Raw genomic sequence first — 18,669 nt, forward strand, 5'->3', positions numbered from 1 at the left:
TGACAAAAACAAGTAAGAAACTAAATTGGTATAGCTAAATTTTACGACTTTCCTGCTAGAAACAGAGATAACAAAAGGAGCGTGAAGAGCGGGTTGCCATCAGAGCTTGGAGTTACGGTTTGTAATGGCAGCAGGTGTTTGGGGTTTTTTGAAGAGAACTGGGCACATTCACTAGAGAGATATATGTTTTCGGTGGCGAATAACATTGAAACAGCCATTCTCTCTCCTGCTGTCTAGTCCATCTTTCGAAACGGATCCATCTATGCTTCAAGCCCCGTCCATGTTCGTTCAGCTTTACAATTTGAGTCTATTGGCGCACTCTACGCTTTAGATTTTTAAGCTACAAGCTTTTTAATTTGATTGCTCAAGCAACAATAACTTCATCATTTATCAAGTTGCTTTGTAGTAATCTGAAAAATCTAGGTCTACAACAGATAGGCTTATTTCACCTCAATTTATTAGTAGCCTTGGCATGTCGCAAACGAAGCAAAGCCTGCTAACTAATTCAGATGTAGCCGTTTAATACTTTTTGAGAGAAAGCAAATTTTTCTCCCAAAGTCTTGTTCATTCGCCATTGTTTTTGAGATTTCAGTGTTGCTTCTCAGCTTCATCGGTCGCTGGTTTTTCCGGTGCCTTGATTGCTTTTGAAACACCAGCGAAACTCAAAGTCTCGCTCATTCCACTAGGAGTACACTAATGTTTCAGCATACCCAGTCCGTTGTTTTTATTGATGCCAATGTTAGCGACGTTCCGAGCCTTGTAAGTGGGGTGTTGCCTGGGGTTGCTGTAAAGGTGTTGGCTGCCGATGTGGATGGTATTGGTCAGATTACCAACTACCTTGAGACTCACCCTGTCAGCACTGTGTATATTGTCTCCCACGGTGCTCCTGGTGTTTTATACCTAGGCAACACTCAACTCAATCTCACTAACCTAGAAGACCATGCCCAAGCGCTAAAGTCGTGGTTCTCTGGCCAAAATTCAAACTCTACTCTGCTGCTCTACGGCTGTAATGTGGCCGCCGGGGATGCCGGAACCGAATTCATCGAAAAACTTCACAAATTGACTGGGGCCGCCATCGGGGCCAGCACCACCAAAGTGGGTAACGCTGAACAGGGTGGTTCTTGGCATCTAGATGCCCACGTGGGAACACTCATTCCCAGCGATGCCTTTTCACAAGATGTGCTTGAAACCTACCCAGGGGCCTTTGTGATTTCAGTTACCCAGACTAATAACGCTACTACCTTGCTGAATACCCTGCTAGGTAATGTAGTTGGACTCAGTAATGTTCAACTCACAACAAGTGGTAATGCTGCTGCTTTTGGGACGTTTAGCAACGCGCCCTTCTCCTTTGACTCTGGTATTGTACTCAGCACAGGTGCCGTTACTAATGTTATAGGTCCCAATAATTTGGCAAATGCAAGTACCAATTTCGGTACTTCTTCTTCTGGCTTCTTTGACGTTGCCACCATAACCATAACCTTCGATGTCGCGGCTGGGATTATTGATCCTAAGGTTTTTTTTGATTTTGTCTTTGGCTCAGAAGAATTTCCAGAGTATGGAGGAGGAACCGTTAACGATAGCTTTGAGCTAAGACTGAATGGGACTAACCTAGCAAAGCTTAGCGATGGGCAAACCGTATCGATTAATAACCTCGCCCCTAGCCCCACGGGCCCATTTCACCCCGATTATGTGAATAATACGGGCGGGGCCGATGTGCAGCTGGATGCCTATACCAAGCCGCTAACCCTCGAAGGATCGTTGATCGCTGGACAAACCAATACCCTGCAGATTTTTATTGGTGATGTAGGCGATGGAGCTTTTGACTCGGCAGTTTTTATCCGGGGCGGTTCCTTTGGTACCGAGCCACCTCCCACTAACACCCCACCGACGGGCAGTGTCACCATCAGTGGCACCCCCACCCAAGGCGCAACCCTCACCGCCACCGCCACCCTAGCCGATGTGGATGGCCTTGGTACGATTAACTATCAGTGGCAAGAGTCCACCAATGGCACCACCTGGACCAATATTACCGGGGCCACGGCGGCAACCTTTGCCCTCACCCAAACCCAGGTGAACAAAGTTATCCGGGTGAACGCTAGCTTTACCGATGGCGGCGGCACTTTGGAAACGAAAACCAGTCCGGCAACCACCGCAGTGGCTAACGTCAATGACCCTGCCACCGGCGCCGTCACCATCAGCGGCACCCCCACCCAAGGCGCAACCCTCACCGCCACCGCCACCCTAGCCGACCCCGATGGTCTGGGCACTTTGAGCTACCAGTGGCAGCAGTCCACCGATGGTGTGAGTTGGACGACCATTGCTGGGGCTGCGGCTAGTACGTTTACCCTCACTCAAGGGCAGGTCAACCAGTTCGTGCGATCGCAGGTTAGCTATATCGACGGCGGCGGCACCCTCGAAACTGTTAACAGCAACGCCACGGCAGCCAAAGTGGCCAACGTCAACGATGCACCCAGTGGTTTAAGCGTTAAAAAGGTCTATCGCACTGCTGTAGAAAGGAACGTTCATGACTTTGCGGTTTACGACCCAACAACCAACAGTTGGAGTGCCCTAAACCCCATCACTACGGCTACTCAACTGGCAGTCTCGGCTAATAACGAGCTGTACATGCTAAACAGCGCTACCAACTCTATTCAACGTTATAACCCTGGCAATGATACTTGGGCCGATGTGCAGGCTGGGCCAAATGTCAATTGGGACTGGGGCAACTTAGAGGTTACCAACAACAACCAGTTTGTCCTTACAGCTCGGGGACAAACTACTCTCTACTACACCCAGGGTGGTACCTGGAGTTCTTTAGCGTTGCCTGGAGCAGCGGGTGGTTCGGCAGACTATGACCCAATCACAGGCAAGTTTGTCGTTAGCCAAGCTAGTGTACACGCTGCTTGGGAAGTAAACCTAGCCAGCGGTACCATCACGACATTTAATGTTGGTCAGGTTGGCACTGGCGAAATTCGTCGATTTGGCGAAATTTATGATGGGCGCTACTATGCGCAGGGGAGTGACACCCCAATTTATGCCTATGACCTGGCCAGCAATGGCATAGCGCTTCAGCAGGTTGGCCCCGCTAACAACCCTGTGGGCTCGTGGCTATCGGCGGCAGTAGATGCAGAAGAGGGGTTGTTTTATCTAGGTGGAATTTACGGTACCACCTTCTCTAGCTGGGATCCTGTAACCAATACCTTTACAGCCCTAGCTCCAGCGCTGACACCAAGCGACCACAATACTCTTGCTGTTGCAGCAGGTGGCGGGGGTGCTCCTGTTACCCTCAGTGGTGCTCCCCAGCAAAACAGCATACTTACCGCCAACACATCAAATTTGGTAGACCTAGATGGACTGGGTGTACTCAATTACCAGTGGCAGCAGTCTAGCGATGGCATCACCTGGACGACCATTGTTGGGGCTACGGCCAGTACCTTTACGCTTGCTCAAGGGCAGGTCGGCCAGTTCGTGCGGGCGCGGGTAAGTTACGTTGATGGCTTTGGCGCTGCTGAAGAAGTCTTTAGCGCTCCTACAGCTAGCAAAATCGCCAACGTTAACGATCTACCTACAGGTGGCGTGACCCTCACTGGTAATGCAGAGCAAGGCTCACTGCTCACTGCCACTGCCTCCGCCTCGTTTGGCGATCTCGATGGCTTGGGCACCTTAAACTACCAGTGGCAGCAGTCCACCGACGGCATCACCTGGACGACCATTGCTGGGGCTACGGCCAGTACCTTTACCCTTACTCAAGGGCAGGTTAACCAGTTCGTGCGGTCGCAGGTGAGCTACACCGACGGCGGTGGTAAAGCTGAGTTGGTTAACAGCAACGCCACGGCGGCCAAAGTGGCTAATGTTAGCTACGCACCCACAGGCAGCGTGACCATTGACGGCACCGTCGCCCAAGGTCAAATCCTGACGGCAAATACCTCTAACCTGTCTGATGCCGACGGCCTAGGCACCTTGAGCTACCAGTGGCAGCAGTCGACCGATGGCGTGACCTGGACAACGATTGCTGAGGCGACAGCCAGTACCTTTACCCTTACTCAAGGGCAGGTCAACCAGTTCGTGCGGTCGCAGGTTAGCTACACCGATGGTGACGGTACCGCTGAATCGGTCTTGAGCAATGCCACGTCTGCCAAAGTGGCCAATGTTAACGACGCACCTACGGGCAGCGTCACTATCAACGGCACCGTCGTCCAGGGTCAAACCTTGACGGCAAATACCTCTACTCTGGCTGATGCTGATGGCTTAGGCACTCTGAGCTACCAGTGGAAGCAATCTGTCGATGGCATTACCTGGAGCAACATTGATGGCGCGACTGGCAGTACCTTTAGCCCCCGCAATAACCAAGTAGATCAGTTCTTGCAGGTAGCGGTGAGCTATGTCGATGGACAAGGCACTGCAGAGTCGCTGACGAGTGCGAGCGGGAAGGTCGCGAAGTTCAACGCCACCTCTGACTTTAACGGCGACGGTTCTGTCGATATCTTTTGGCGGCACCAAACCGTTGGCGAGTCGGTATTCTGGCTGATGGACAACACTAAATTAGCCGGAGGTGATTTTCTCTCACCGGCTGTAGCGGATGTCAACTGGGACATCAAGGCCGTGGGTGACCTCAATGGCGATGGCGGCCCTGATCTAATCTGGCAGCACAAAACGAGTAATCAGGCCGTTGCTTGGCTCATGGATGGAGTTAACCTTGAGTCTGGCGCTCTTCTCTCTAACAGTTCTACCGATGGCTGGAAAGTGGTTGAAGCTGGCGACTTCAACAGCAATGGTAAAGACGACATCCTCTGGCGCAATGCCAATTCGGGTCAGCTTGCGGTCTGGTTTATGGATGGCACCAACCTAGTCTCTGGCGAGTTGATTACTGTCAATCCAGGCCTCGATTGGGAAGTGGGGGCCGTCGGCGACTTTACCAAGGATGGCAAGGTAGACATTTTCTGGGAACACCGCACTGCCGGTGTCAACGTGTTCTGGGAAATGGATGGCACTACCCTCGTTAAGGGTTATGAAACTACTGCCGCTGAAGCTAGTTGGAAGGCAGAGGGAGCCGCTGACTTTAACCAGGATGGTAACCTAGACCTGCTGTGGCACCATCCAGGCTCTGGGGAAAATGTCCTGTGGTTGATGGATGGTACGACGTTAAAAGATGGTGTTGTGTTAGACACCACGGAAGTTAGCTGGAACCCTGTCGTGTAGCGGCAAGGGGTAGGTTGCTGAACCGGGGTGGCTTACCACTCCGGTGTCAGTTCTCAGACCTGAGCAATTTTGAACCCATAGCCTGTACTAAGGTTATGGGTTTTTGCATTAAAACCACCGTGCCGACTCTTCACCTATGGGGCTTTGCCTTTATCACCGAGTTGCCCCACAGCTACGGCAAACTCATGTGGGTACTGACCCATAGGTCAAAGACAGCCTTAGATAGGCAAAGAGAATTAAAGCTAAACATCCCCCTTAAAGCGCTTAGACTCAGCAACGGGTTGTTAGGTTTTCACACAGCGACGATCGCCCCTTAACCCAGGCCAAACCCATCAGCGGCAGCAGGTAGAGATAGCAGGCAAAGGGAATAAACCCCGCATTCACTCCCAAAATGGTGGCGGGAACCAGCCCAGCGATGTTCCAAGGAATTAATGGGGAGATCACCACGACGGTGTTTTCTAGGTCGAGGGCTAGGGCAGGGGGTGGGACAGAGGTGCGGTGGTAAGTGGGGCCGAGCAGCTGTTGGGTCTGCAAAATGGCGATAGTTTGGGTGCAGCCAAAGGCGGCTGAGAGGGTGCCAATCACGGTGGTGGCCCAGATGCGATCGCCGGGTGTTTTGACCCGCTCTAGCGATCGCTCCAGCCGGTGTAGCAGCCGGGTTTCAGCAAAAATGCCCACAAAGGCGGTCGAGATTACTACCACCAGCGACACCCGCAGCATTGCCGCCACGCCGCCACCCAGCACAATAGCGCTGAGCGGCGAGTCAGCCTCTAGGTGAAACCCGGTGAGCAGATATTGCAGCACCTGCCACCCACTGTAGTGCTGATAGGCAATCGCCAGGGCGATCGCCGTGGCAGTGCTGGCCACCATGGCCCGCTGCACCGGTACCTTCAGCAGCGACAGCACCACCATGACCCCTGCTGGCAGCAGCGCCACCGGACCCAGGCGAAACTCGGCCGCCAGATCAGCCACCAGGTTGGACTCGGCTAGGGGAACTGGGGCAAACTCGGCAAAGCCAGCGTAGATTGCGATCGCCAGCCCCAGAGGCAGCAGCGAGGTGCGCCACATGTGGCGAATGTTGTCGTAGAGATCGGTGCGGGTGATGGCGGCAATCAACAGCGCACTAGAGGACATCGGTGAGGCGCGATCGCCTACGTAGGCTCCAGCAATAATTGCTCCGGCAATCAGGTGGCGATCAAACCCGCTGTTTTCGCCCCCCGCCACCATGATCATCAGCGCCACCCCTACAGTGCCCACGGTGCCAAAGGAGGTGCCCAGCAGCAGCGACACAGCACTAGCCAGCCCAAAGGCCACCAACACAAAGCTGTGAGGCGTTACCACTTGGAGGCCGTAGTAAACCAGCGTCGGCACCGTGCCCGCCGCCATCCAGCTGGCGGTGACGGCACCAATAATGAGCAGCACCCCAATTACGGGTAGGGCTTTTTGGCTGCCGGTCCACCCCATAGTCACCAGCGCCTGTAGCGAAAAGCCTCGCCGCCGCAGCACCCCCACAAACAAGGCCATGGCCAGCAGCAGCGGATAGGCGATAAATATGCCCTGCACCGCACTTACCAGCAGCAACCCAAACGACAGCCCAAAGGCCAGTCCAATATCCATAGCAGGGGATTCACCGAAAACAGCCTGCTTTACACCCTAGCGAAGGGCGATCGCCCCAGCAAAACCTTCCATCTATCCTGACTATCGATGCTGTCGATGGGCGATGGCGATCGCCGCTGCTAAAACCTTTGCTCTGATCCATCTGCTGTCAGCTTTTGAGTTAAGTGGGGGTGATTGCCTCACTCTAAAAGCTCACTGTGAGCGGCACGGCTGGCTATAGCTAGTTCTGTCACCACCAACAGCAGTCTTTCGGGCTCGATGGGTTTAGTCATATGTTGCTGAAAGCCATTGGCCAGGGCGCGGTGGCGATCTTCCTCGCGGGCAAAGGCGGTGACGGCGATCGCCGGTACTTGGCTGCCATATTCGGCCGGTAAGTGGCGAATCTGTTGCAGTAGGGTGTAGCCATCCATGTCGGGCATGGCGATGTCACAGACCAAGACATCGGGCTCAAAATTGGTCAAATGGGGCAACACCTCATGGGCCGAAGTGACGCCTCGCACCTCGGCCCCATGTTGACTCAACACCGTAGTAATCAAATCGAGACTGTCTTGGCTGTCGTCCACGGCTAGCACTCTAACGCCCGTTAGGTCGATGACGGTGGGCAGACGGGCGTCCTCAGTAGGTGGAACGGCGGCATCGGTCATCAGCGGCAGCCGCAGGGTAAAGGTTGACCCCTGCCCCTCGCCTGGGCTATCGGCGACAATGCTGCCACCGTGGGCTTCGACCAAGTACTTAACGATCGACAGCCCCAGCCCCAGCCCGCCGTACTGGCGAGTAATCGACACATCTTCCTGTCGAAACGAGTCAAAGAGCTGCGGCAAAAACTCGCGGCTAATGCCCTTGCCGGTATCGGTGATGGTCACCTGGGCGCAACCGTTCACCGCTTCGAGGCACAGCTCGATCTGCCCGCCCTGAGGCGTAAATTTGACGGCGTTAGACAAAAGATTCCAGATCACCTGCTGGAGGCGGGCGCTATCTCCTCTGACTAAGCAATCGTCGGCTAGGGTGGTGTGCAGCGCGATCGCTTTGGCCTGCACAGCGGTTCTCACCACATCGGTAGAGGCCTCAATTACCGAGGCTAAATTGATTGCAACATCGCTAATCTCAAGCTTGCCCCGCAGAATTTTAGCCACATCGAGCAGGTCGTCGATCAGCTGGGTTTGCAGCTTGGCGTTGCGCTCGATAGTTGACAAGGCGCGACGGGTCTTTTCGGCATCGAGCTGATTAGTCTGAAGCAGTTTAGCCCAGCCCAAAATGGGGTTGAGGGGCGACCTGAGTTCATGGGAGAGAATCGCCAAAAACTCGTCTTTGGTGCGGTTGGCCCGCTCCGCATTTTCTCGTGCCGTCTGCTCTCGCTCTAGCAGCTGCTTGCGCTCGGTGACATCGCTGGCCGCTCCAAACCATTCAACGATTTCATTGTGCTCGTTGAGTAGCGGCACCGCCCGCGACACAGTCCAGCCCACGGTACCGTCTGGTCGCAACACCTCGTGTTCTAGCTCAAAGGGGCGCTTGTCGCCAATGGCCTGCTGAATGGCCTCCTGCACTCGCGGGCGATCGCCCTGGGGAATGTAGGTGTCTAGCCATGAGCGATTGGGGCGATCGGTGCTGGGCAGAAACGCCTGGCCATCAATGCTGTACATCTCGCTCCAGTCAGCGCTCATTTTATAGAGCGTATCTGAGCTAGCGGTGACGAGTAGACGAAACTGGGCTTCGCTTTGGCTCAGTCGCGCTTCGGCCTGGGCGCGCTCGACGGCAGCCCAAGTGCGCTCGGCGGTCTCGTGAATCAACGAAATTTCAAGGGCCGTCCAGTCGCGGGGAACCGACTGACCGACGCTAAATACCGCGACCAGCTGGTAGTCTTTGACCAGGGGAATGGAGACCACCGCCGCCATGCCTAACTCTTTAAACTGGGCCTGTTCTGCCGGGGTGAGCATCGTGGTGTTGGCCACGTCGGCCAGCAGCAGCGGATGCCCTGTGCGCAGCAGCGTGTGCACAGTTGAGAAATCTTCAAAATGGTAAACCCCTGCTAGGCTGGGCTCACCGGCTTGTCTATAGTCATTGTGAACGGTACCCATGAGGGTAGCTTCGTTGTATTCGTAGTAATAGACTCGGCTGGCGTTTAGCTCTTCGCCAATCAGGTGGCAGGCGGTGGCTTGCACCTCAAGGGGGTCGCTCAGCACTCGCAGCGCATCGGCTAGGGTGACTCGAAACGCGTCTAGTTTGGCGGCTCGATGCAGTCGGGCCTCAGCCTCTTTGGCTCCGGTGATGTCTTGGAAGAGCACGGCCACTTTGCGCTCGTGGGGGGCACCGACGCGAAAGGCGTTGACGTCAAACCATCGACCCATTGACTGGGCCTGGTCTTCAAAGCGCATAGGTTCGCCGGTGAGGGCAACTCGGCCGAAGATGTCAAACCAAAAGGACTCAATATTGGGCACTAGCTCGCGAATGGTCTTGCCGAGGGCATTGGCTAGCCCCGACTGCCGCTCAAAGACGGGATTGGTCTCGATGTAGCGGTAGTCGATGGGCCGCTCTTGCTCGTCGAAGATCATCTGCAAAATGCAAAAGCCTTCGTCCATGGAGTTGAACAGTGATCGATATTTGGTCTCCGAGGCGCTTAGGGCGGCTTCGGCTAACTTGCGATCGTGGATGTCAACTAGGGTGCCAAACCAGCGCACAATTCGGCCAGTCTGCGGATCGCGGTAGGGTTCGGCCTGAATCAAAAACCAGTGGTAGAAACCGGCTGCTGAGCGAATGCGGTGCTCAGTTTTGAACAAACTGCCGCTCTCCAACGCTTGGTTGAACGTGTTCAGCGTCATGGTCACGTCGTCGGGATGGACGCAGCTGATCAGAGCCTCGATTGCTGTGGTTGGCTCGCGATCGGCCCCCGTATAGTTCCTCCACTGCTGGTTGACAAACTCGACTCGACCGGCGGCGTCGGTAATCCAGATTACTTCTGGCACCGTATTAGCCATCAGACGAAACCGTTCTTCGCTCTCTTGCAGGGCGGTGGCGGTGCGCTGGCGTTCGGTAATGTTGCGGGTCGAGCCCACCACCGCTTGCACTGAGCCGTCTGGGTCAGACAGCGGGGTGAAGATGTGCTCGTAGACGCCACTGATACCGATCGGGCTGGTGTATGAGGCCTCATCTCTGACGGGTTGGGCGGTGGTAAACACCTGCTCAACCTGTCGCTGAAATTTAGCCGCTAACGCCTCGGGGTAGTTGAGGTCAAAGAAGTTTTTCCCGACAACATCTTCTAACGACAATCCCCACAGATCGAGCAGGGGTTGGTTGGCAAACACAAAGCGGCCGTCGCGATCGAAGAGATAGACAAAATCGCTGATAGCCGACAGCATGGCGTCGAAAACGTGCGATTGCTCAACTAGATCGTCGTTGCTGTTGTCGAGAGCAGCCTCAGACTGTTTGAGCGCGCTGATGTCAACGGCGGTGCCGTAGCTCACCTGCTGCTCAGCGTCCAGCTGACAGCGCCAGCGCAGCCAGCGATAGGTGCCGTCGCGATGGCGATAGCGGTTTTCAAAGGCCAAAATTTCGCCGCCAGAGAGCAGGGTGTCGGCCGCTGCGATCGAGGGGGCAACATCGTCTGGATGGATAAAGTCAACCCAGGGGCGGGCGGTCATTTCGGCGGTCGTCCAGCCCAGCACCTGTTCAAAGGTGGGGCTCACCCAGCGAAAATAGCCGTCATAGCCGGCGATCGCCTGCAAATCTGACCCCACAGCCAGAAACCGTTCTCGATCTTGCGGTCTGGGGTAGGTGACTGGGTGGGTGCAGGGCATCATCGCATCGAGAGCCCGCTGAAGCTGATCGACGGTAAACTCGCTGCGGCACAGATAGTCGATCGCCCCCAGTTTCATCGCCTGGATAGCCACATTGGCATCGTTCTCGCCAATCACAATAATCGGTGGGCATTGGTGGTGCAGCTGGGCTCGGAGGTGTTGCACTAGCTCAAAACTGCGACTGTCGGGATGGTGAGACTCTAGAAGAATGCCATCGACTTGCTGAGTCTGACACAGGTCTAAGATCGGGCCGTCATACAGCTGAGCTACAACCTGATACGACAGTTCGCCATGCTGCTGCAAGAGCTGCTGATAGATATCGGCTCTGCCGTAAACCCGATCTAGAACGAGAACGGTGCGCTGGTTGTAGGTTGGCCTCGTAGAGCCATTGAGGTTTGCCATTATAGGGAGTGATGCCCCCGCCGCTCTAAGGTGTGAAGGTCTACTCCTAAATCGACGGCAAACGGCTTCTGAATACGCTCTGTAAGCTGCCCTAGGGTATAAACGAGGTAGCCCGCTTCCGGCTGCAATTGAGAAGGGGAAGAGGGTATCCGCGTTGACAGCATAGACTTCAGAATTTTGAGGGCTAGGTAGTTTTGTTCAAATTTTATCGGCTTTTCCCGATCGCGTTAATCCACCCGCAGACGGTACTTTAGAGCCTTTGCTTACCGCTAAAGAAGGATTGGGCTGAGGTTAGGGAATGCGCCGCTATTGAAGTTAGCTACTACCAGGACGGGAATGCTAGCAAAATAGGATCATGGCAACCTAACCGGCGATCGCGCTGAGGAGCACCGAGTGAGACAACTTAACGCCCAGAGCATAATGGCAGCTTTGGTGATAATTGCGATCGCCAGTTGCAATACGCCGCCAACCCCTACCCCCGAAGCATCATCTCCGACCCCAGCCGAGTCGGGCACTGCCGCTGACCCTAATAGTGAGAGCAACCTGCCTGCAGACGAGGTGATTCTGCAAACCGTTTACGACCAAGTCGAAAGCCTCGACCTCTGCAACGGGCTTTATCAGCCCGAGGTTGCCCAGGCAGAGTCGCGGGTTTATCGGTTAGATGACCGTGCCCTAGTGGAGCTGGTCTGTGCCAACGCCGCCTACCAGTCGGTCTACGCCTACGTGGCCTACCAGCCCGATGGCTCGTGGCAGCCGCTGTCGCTCGACGTGTTTTATCCCGATGAAACCGGGCAGTTTGTGCGCAGTAGCGAGGGCACTGTGGGCGGCCTGGCCACCTTTGACCCCGACCAAGAGCTACTGACGGTATTCAGTAAAGCGCGGGGCATTGGTGACTGTGGCTCCTTGGCCGACTACCGCTGGTCGGGGGGTGAGCTAGAGCTAGAAACCTTCCGCTACCAAGAGTGCAGCGACTTACCCGGGGAGGTTGTCGAGCCCGCTGACTATCCCCAGGTCTATCCCTAGATTCATTTAACCCTAAGAATAACGGTCGCTAAAGCTTTACCTTCGCCTACCGGCCCTTGCGCTACCCTGGGGGCAACCTTACAGCCGTTGCCTATGCTGGAGCTACAGCAGTTTTATGATGCCTGCGACCCCACCCAGCCGCTGCGGGGTAAGCGCTACTACATCGACTTCTCCACCGTGCGCGGTGGCGATATTGTTCAAGAGCTAGAGCGCAAAATTGCCCGCCTGGCTCGCAACCGTCCCACTACCCAGCTATTTACCGGCCACATCGGCTGCGGCAAGTCGACAGAACTCTTTCGCCTTCAGGACGCTCTGGTGCGGCGCAGCTATGAGGTGGTCTACTTTGAGTCAGACCGCGACTTGGAAATGGCCGATGTCGAAATCTCCGACATTCTGCTCAGCATTGCCCACAACATCAGCGAGCACCTCGACAAACTTGGCATTGCTACCCGGCCCACCTACCTGCAAGGCCTGTTTCAAAACCTGGCCGACACCCTGCGCACCCCGATGGAAATCTCCGATGTGAGCTTTTCGGCAGGCATTGCCAGCATTACGGCCTCGGCCAAGCAGAGCCCCGACATGCGTAGCCAGCTCAGACAGTATCTGGAGCCGCGCACCCGCAGCATTATTACCGCCATCAACGACGAGCTGCTCACCCCCGCCAACGATCGCCTCCAAGAGCAGGGCAAAAATCGCTTGGTGGTGATTATGGATAATCTCGATCGCATCGACAGCGCCCCCCGCTCCCAGGGACGGCTCCAGTCAGAATACATTTTTGTGGACCGGGGTGAGCAGCTCAGGCAGCTCGACTGCCACATGGTCTACACCATTCCCCTAGAGCTGATGTTTTCGAATGACCTGGTGCGGCTGTCGAATCGCTTTGGCACCAACCCCATGGTGCTGCCCATGGTGCCAATGCAGGACCGCAAGGGCAACACCGACGAGGCGGGCATGGCGCTGCTGCGGCAGATGGTGCTGATTCGCGCCTTTCCTGATTTCAACGTGAACCAGCGTATCGATGCGGTGGGCGAAGTCTTCGACGAGATGGCCACCCTCGATCGCCTCTGTCAGGTGAGCGGCGGTCACATGCGCAACCTAATTCGCCTGCTAGATGGCTGCCTGCGCAAGCAAGACCCGCCCTTTTTGCGCGACACCCTAGAGGCGGTGATTCGCAACGAGCGCGATAGCCTGATGGGTCTGGTCAGCGACCACGAGTGGGATCTGCTGCTCCAGGCCGTCTCCCGCCAGGATGTGCAGGGTGACGAAGATTACAACATTTTGGTGCGCAGCCTGTTTTTGTACGAGTACCGCGACGCCCAAGGCCGCTGGTTCGGCCCTAACCCCCTGCTGGCCGAGACCGATCGCTACCGTAGCTGGCTGGCCCAGCAGAGTCGACCATGAGCGGGCTTCAACGCCTGGGCACCAGTGACATTGTGGCCCACAACCGGGCAGCTCTGGCTGAGCTCAAGCGGGCGATTACCCTCAGGCCCAATCGCTTTTCGCTGGTGCTGGCTCGGTGTAACTACTCGCGCTTGCAGCGGCTGATGGTCGATCATTTGCAGACCTATACGCCCCTAGTGGAGCGATCGCTGCCCACCCACGTCACTACTCTGCTCCAAGCGTTGACCCTGCCCCCCGACTCCCCATTACCTTCGGCGCTGATGGTGACCGGTCTAGAGCAGCTGGAAAATGCTGCGGCGGTGTTTAAAGCCGCTAACCTGGGGCGCAACGCCTTTCCCCAAGCACTGCCGTTTCCGGTGGTGCTGTGGGTGAGCGATCGCACTCTGGCCGTTCTCAACCGCCATGCTCCCGACTTCAAGAGCTTTGCCGCTGCCCCTATCCCCTTTGAGTATCCCCCCGGTGAGCTGATCGACTCACTCCACGCCAGCGCTAACGACTTATTTGCCACCATGCTCTCATTGGGGGATAGCAGCCCCCACCCCGCCGAAGCCACCGACTTTCAACCGGGGTCGACCTTGCGCACAGAGCTAGAGTTTGCCCTGGCCGACATTGCCCAAACCCACGCCACCCTCGGCAGTGAGCTCACGGCCAGCCTCGACTTTCTCAAGGGCCGCGACGCCTTTAGCCGCAGCGACCTCGATGTGGCCCGCTATCACTTCGAGCAAAGCTTGAACTACTGGCAAAAATCCACCCGTGCCCATCCCCCTACCTCCCCACCTCTGACTCCGCCACCCCCTACCCCCCGTCAAAAACAAGCTGTCCTCCTCTTCTATCTGGGGGCGACCTGTCGCAGCCAGGCCATTCTGCAGCGGGTGGTCTACGATCGCATGCTGCACAAGGCTGAGAGCTACTTCACCGCTTGCCTGCGCATTTTTCGCGACCTGGGGGAGCCCGACCTGGTGGGCAAATTTATTCACGCCCTGGCGGAGGTGCAGCAAAAACTGGGGGCCTGGACTGCTCTGGCCCGCACCGCCCAGGAGGGGTTGACCCTGCACCGCCAAGACCCCATTCGCCTAGCCCGCAACCACGGCTACCTGGCGGAGGTGGCCCTGGCCCAAGGCGATGCTGCCACCGCCAAAACCAATGCTGAGCGGGCGTTGAATATTCTGGCGATCGCAGGGGCTGTTACTACCGGTTCCGCTAGCGAATCCGATGCCGAGTCGTCTCGCTCTGCCCTAGCGATGGCTAATCAGTATCAGCGGGGTTGGTACCTCTTTCTGCTGGGGCGGGTGTACATTGCCCAGGTGCAACCCGAGGCGGCTACTACCCTGCTCGAAGCGGCCTACACCTATACCGATCCCAACACCGATCTGCCCCTCTACCGCAGCATTCTGCAAACGCTGCAGCAGCAGTATTACCAGCAAAAAAAATACCGCGCCGCCTTTGGGGTCAAGCTCAAGCAGCGCCAGGTCGACACCCGCTTTAAGTTGCGCGCCTTTATTGGGGCAAGCGAAATTCAGCCCCAGGAGCCCCTGCGGGGTGGCGAGGGCTCTTCCCGGGCGCTGCTGGCCACCGAAATTCAGTCCTCGGGTCGCCAGGCCGATGTCGATGCCCTCACCGATCGCCTGGAGCAGGCCCGCTACCCGCTGGTGATTATTCATGGGCCGTCGGGGGTGGGCAAAAGCTCGATCCTCTACGCCGGGCTGATGCCCGCCCTGAGCAAGTCGTTTCCTGAAGGGCGATCGACCCTAGCGGTGCTGGTCAAGGGCTACCGCGACTGGCCCGATGAGGTCAACCAGGCTCTGGCTCGTGCCCTACAGCAGGTCAGCGAGGCCGACGGCATTCCCCCTGCGGCCCCCATTGACCCCATCGACCTGAGCGATCGCCTCAAACGCCTCACGGAGCAGAGCTATCGGCAAATCGTGCTGATTTTTGATCAGTTTGAAGAATTTTTCGTCGATGCCGTAGAGCTGACCCAGCGCCGCGACTTCTACGCCTTCTTGCTCGACTGCCTCAACACCCCTTACCTCAAGGTGGTGCTATCCCTGCGCGAAGACTACCTCCACCACCTACTCGAAATTGAGCGCGGCTTTGACCTCGATATTCTCAACAACGACATTCTCAGCCGAGAATACCGCTACTACCTGGGCAATTTTAAGGCCACCGACGCCAAATTTTTAATCCGCCGCCTCACCGACGACGCCCACTTCTACCTCGAAACGGCCCTGATCGACCAGCTGGTGGCTGACCTATCGACCCCCATCGGCGAGGTGCGCCCAATCGAACTTCAGGTGGTGGGGGCTCAGCTCCAGCGCCAGGAGATCAACACCCTGGTTGAATACCTTGACTTGGGAAACTCTCCCAAAGAAACCCTGGTGCAAAATTTTTTGGGCACCGTTGTGGACGACTGCGGCGCGGAGAATGCCGATCTGGCCCGCTTGGTGCTTTATTTGCTCACCGATATTGATCGCGACAGCCGCCCCTATCGCCCCCAACGCAGCCGAGAAGACATCGAAGAAGAGATTAAACTGCGCGGTGCCGTCTATCAATCAGACCAGCTCGACCTAGTGCTCGATATTCTGGTGGGCTCGGGCCTAGTGTTTTTGCTGCCCGATATTCCTATCGATCGCTACCAGCTGGTGCATGACTATCTGGTCAGCTACGCCCGTCGGGAACCGCCTGCGCGCTTGCTCAGCAAACTGCGGCGCAGCCGAGCTTTGGGGTGACGCTGGGTGCTTAGCTTATCCACTGGTACGCAGCAAGGGGAAGCCTGAATGTGTTTAAAGTCACCTGCTCAATGAAAATATCGCTCTTTTTTTGGGGAATCATTGATTTGCATCTACCTTAAGGCGTAATCTGAATCTATTCCTTAAGAGGGATGCAAAGTCGCCCGATAGAGTTGCCGTATGAATGACACCTGGCTTTCAGATTACGTTATTTACTCAGAACGAGCAGGGCAAGGCTACGCCCGACGAGCCTGTCGCCCCCTAGAATCCCACATTAAAAAGATGCTGGGGCTGCCCATTAGCGAAGTCTCTATCCAGGCCGAAATCAAATATCTTAGCCTGGTTGCCGGCGGTGCGACCTGCGAGTGCCCGGCCTGTAAGCTCAGAGCCCCTGGCAGTGCCGGCATCTTCTGGGCCGTCACCCGCAAAGACGCCGTGGAAAAGGTCTTTGAGGTAGAGTAAATCAAACCTCTGCTAGGGAGCAAAATTTCCTCGAAAATCTTGTTTCGCACTAGTTAATCCCGATGCCCATTATTCTGTGAGGAATAGTGGGCATCACTGCTATAGCGGTAAAGAAACTTGCGCCTACAGTCCGGGGGAGCCTGCCGTCGGATTGCCCAATTTGATGGCAGGCTAGGATGCCGTCACTAATAGCGTTGGCTAGGCTACCGCTGCCGCCGCCAGGTAGCCCATGGCTTCGAGCTTGTCAATCACCTGGGCCACGCTCTCTTCGACGGATTGTTGATCGGTGTGGCAGTGCACCTCGGGGTTGAGGGGCGCTTCGTAGGGGTCGTCAATGCCGGTGAACTGCTTGATCTCGCCAGCGCGGGCTTTTTTGTAGAGGCCTTTGACGTCGCGGTCTTCGCAGACGCTGAGGGGGGCATCGACAAAGACTTCCACAAAGTCACCTATGCGATCGCGCACCGTATCCCGCGCCTCGCGATAGGGCGAAATCGCTGACACTAGCACCACCACGCCGTTGCGAGTCAGCAGGTGCGACACAAAACCAATACGGCGAATGTTTTCATCCCGGTCTTCTTTGCTAAAGCCCAGGCCCTTGGTTAGGTTAGTGCGCACAACATCGCCGTCGAGCACCTCGAGCTGGCAACCCCGCTGGCGCAGTTCGGCCTCCAGAGCCCGAGCGATGGTCGATTTACCCGACCCGCTCAACCCCGTAAACCAGATCGTTACTCCACGCTGCGCTGTCGCCATTGGCCCATTCCGTAAACTGCTCTATAAATTAAACCACTTACTGGCCCCCTACCTTGGCCGTTAGCTTTTTCTGACCCTTACGGCTGCCAAACTGGTGGGCATAGACGTAGGTAAACTCGCCCCCCAAAAAGAAAATTTGGCTGGTGAGGTAAATCCATAGCATGAGCACCATGACCCCACCCACCACCCCGTAGGAGCGAAACTGACTGCCTAGGCTAATTACACTGTTGCTGATCAGCTGCTGCAAGATTAGCCACAGAACGGAAGTGAGCAGTGCCCCCAGCCACACATCGCGCCAAGCCACACGGGTGCTAGGCAGAGTTTTATAGAGCACCATGACCACCAACGTCAGCGTCACGAAAGAGATGCCTAGCCGCAGCCACGATAGCAGCTGTACCTGATCGATCGCCAGCACCGTCACCCACTCGTTCACCCCTTCCAAAATCTTGGTAATGGTGCCGATAGCAATGTTGGAAAGCAGCGACACAAAGATCAGGCTGGTGGCCCCAATCACCAGCAAAAACGCCAGAAACCGCCGCCACAAAAAGATAAAAGCCACTTCTCCCATGCCGTCAAAGCGGTGGTGACTGGGCTTGGTGTGCCAAATTTTGTCAAAAGACCGGCTGAGGGCCCCAAAAAAACCGCTGGAGGTAAACAGCAAAATGCCAAAACCGACGATGCTGGCGCTAGTGCTGCCGTTATGAAACTCTATGAGGGTGGCCTGCACTAGGGGAAAGGCGTCGGGGGGCAAAGCCTCCTGGGCGAAATGGAGCACGGCGTTGTAGGCATCGGTGCTGGGGCCAATGAGAAAACCCACAATGCTCAACGACACCAAAATCATCGGAAACATTGAAAACAGGGCGTAGTAGGCGAGGGCGGCACCCATCTCAAGGCAATCGTCTTGCTGCCACTTCATCAGGGTGCGGCCGATCAGCTTGGTCCACGCTGACTGCCCCACTCGATACTTAAAAAAATCGAGCATAGCCGCGTTGTTGATCCATTGGTGTGCCAGTGACCATGCGCGTCGCCAATGCTCTAACCGCGCCAGTTGTCTCCTCATTCTACTGACCCTATTTGTTCGCTAGAGGGTTGTGCCAGCTACCTACAGTGGCACAAAACACAAAAAGTAGAGCACTAAAGGACAAAATTGCTCGGTTTTGGGGCAATTCTCTTTCAGAGAGGCTGTGCCAAGCCCCGAAAACACAGGGTGTAGCTCTCAGCTCTCACAGCTCCATATTGTCAAATCCCTGCCGGGAAGGACGATCTACTGTGGCAGTTTCTACCAGTAGCTCAGGGCA

At 56.0% G+C, this 18,669-nt stretch carries 9 protein-coding genes; 5 read left to right on the plus strand and 4 right to left on the minus strand.

Annotation, left to right across the window (positions count from 1 at the left end; all coding sequences use genetic code 11):
• The first annotated feature begins 696 nt into the window (after window positions 1-696).
• Entirely contained in the window at window positions 697-5,199 is a 4,503-nt protein-coding gene (locus tag NC979_RS01290) for a DUF4347 domain-containing protein (RefSeq protein WP_190523003.1), read from the plus strand.
• Window positions 5,200-5,469: 270 nt separating this feature from the next.
• Here the strand turns inward: NC979_RS01290 and NC979_RS01295 are convergent, their stop codons facing one another.
• Both NC979_RS01295 and NC979_RS01300 read right to left on the minus strand, forming a co-directional pair.
• Window positions 5,470-6,816, minus strand: a complete 1,347-nt coding sequence (locus NC979_RS01295; RefSeq protein WP_190523005.1) for a Na+/H+ antiporter NhaC family protein — start codon at window positions 6,814-6,816, stop codon at window positions 5,470-5,472.
• A gap of 179 nt (window positions 6,817-6,995) precedes the next feature.
• Window positions 6,996-11,009 (minus strand): PAS domain S-box protein, encoded by a 4,014-nt coding sequence (locus NC979_RS01300; RefSeq protein ID WP_190523007.1) that lies wholly within the window; start codon window positions 11,007-11,009, stop codon window positions 6,996-6,998.
• Between the two features lie 393 nt (window positions 11,010-11,402).
• On the opposite strand from NC979_RS01300, the gene NC979_RS01305 reads away from it, so the two are divergent.
• The 4 genes from NC979_RS01305 to NC979_RS01320 all read left to right on the plus strand — a co-directional run bounded on the left by NC979_RS01305 (window position 11,403) and on the right by NC979_RS01320 (window position 16,621).
• Window positions 11,403-12,032: a DUF1176 domain-containing protein gene (locus NC979_RS01305; protein ID WP_190523011.1), complete on the plus strand. Its 630-nt coding sequence runs from the start codon at window positions 11,403-11,405 to the stop codon at window positions 12,030-12,032.
• Between the two features lie 93 nt (window positions 12,033-12,125).
• The gene (locus NC979_RS01310; protein ID WP_190523013.1) at window positions 12,126-13,433 is read left to right on the plus strand and encodes a P-loop NTPase family protein; all 1,308 of its coding nucleotides are present in this window, start codon (window positions 12,126-12,128) and stop codon (window positions 13,431-13,433) included.
• Window positions 13,430-16,159: an ATP-binding protein gene (locus NC979_RS01315; RefSeq protein ID WP_190523015.1), complete on the plus strand. Its 2,730-nt coding sequence runs from the start codon at window positions 13,430-13,432 to the stop codon at window positions 16,157-16,159. The genes NC979_RS01310 and NC979_RS01315 overlap by 4 nt, the downstream gene beginning before the upstream one ends.
• A 180-nt stretch (window positions 16,160-16,339) precedes the next feature.
• Window positions 16,340-16,621, plus strand: coding sequence for a hypothetical protein (locus NC979_RS01320; RefSeq protein ID WP_190523017.1), 282 nt, complete (start codon window positions 16,340-16,342; stop codon window positions 16,619-16,621).
• A 198-nt stretch (window positions 16,622-16,819) separates the two neighbouring features.
• Here NC979_RS01320 and cysC read toward each other — a convergent pair whose 3' ends face one another.
• Window positions 16,820-17,371: an adenylyl-sulfate kinase gene (cysC, locus tag NC979_RS01325; protein ID WP_190523019.1), complete on the minus strand. Its 552-nt coding sequence runs from the start codon at window positions 17,369-17,371 to the stop codon at window positions 16,820-16,822.
• A gap of 37 nt (window positions 17,372-17,408) precedes the next feature.
• The gene (locus NC979_RS01330; RefSeq protein WP_242024170.1) at window positions 17,409-18,353 is read right to left on the minus strand and encodes a YihY/virulence factor BrkB family protein; all 945 of its coding nucleotides are present in this window, start codon (window positions 18,351-18,353) and stop codon (window positions 17,409-17,411) included.
• Between the last annotated feature and the right edge of the window lie 316 nt (window positions 18,354-18,669).

The sequence above is a fragment of the Leptolyngbya subtilissima AS-A7 genome (assembly GCF_039962255.1).
Taxonomy (GTDB): domain Bacteria; phylum Cyanobacteriota; class Cyanobacteriia; order Phormidesmidales; family Phormidesmidaceae; genus Nodosilinea.

Coding starts and splice junctions, on each gene's coding strand:
- NC979_RS01310 (WP_190523013.1), top strand. CDS start 12,126: ATGCTGGAGCTACAGCAGTTTTATGATGCCTGCGACCCCACCCAGCCG.
- NC979_RS01330 (WP_242024170.1), bottom strand. CDS start 18,353: ATGCTCGATTTTTTTAAGTATCGAGTGGGGCAGTCAGCGTGGACCAAG.
- NC979_RS01290 (WP_190523003.1), top strand. CDS start 697: ATGTTTCAGCATACCCAGTCCGTTGTTTTTATTGATGCCAATGTTAGC.
- cysC (WP_190523019.1), bottom strand. CDS start 17,371: ATGGCGACAGCGCAGCGTGGAGTAACGATCTGGTTTACGGGGTTGAGC.
- NC979_RS01300 (WP_190523007.1), bottom strand. CDS start 11,009: ATGGCAAACCTCAATGGCTCTACGAGGCCAACCTACAACCAGCGCACC.
- NC979_RS01320 (WP_190523017.1), top strand. CDS start 16,340: ATGAATGACACCTGGCTTTCAGATTACGTTATTTACTCAGAACGAGCA.
- NC979_RS01295 (WP_190523005.1), bottom strand. CDS start 6,816: ATGGATATTGGACTGGCCTTTGGGCTGTCGTTTGGGTTGCTGCTGGTA.
- NC979_RS01315 (WP_190523015.1), top strand. CDS start 13,430: ATGAGCGGGCTTCAACGCCTGGGCACCAGTGACATTGTGGCCCACAAC.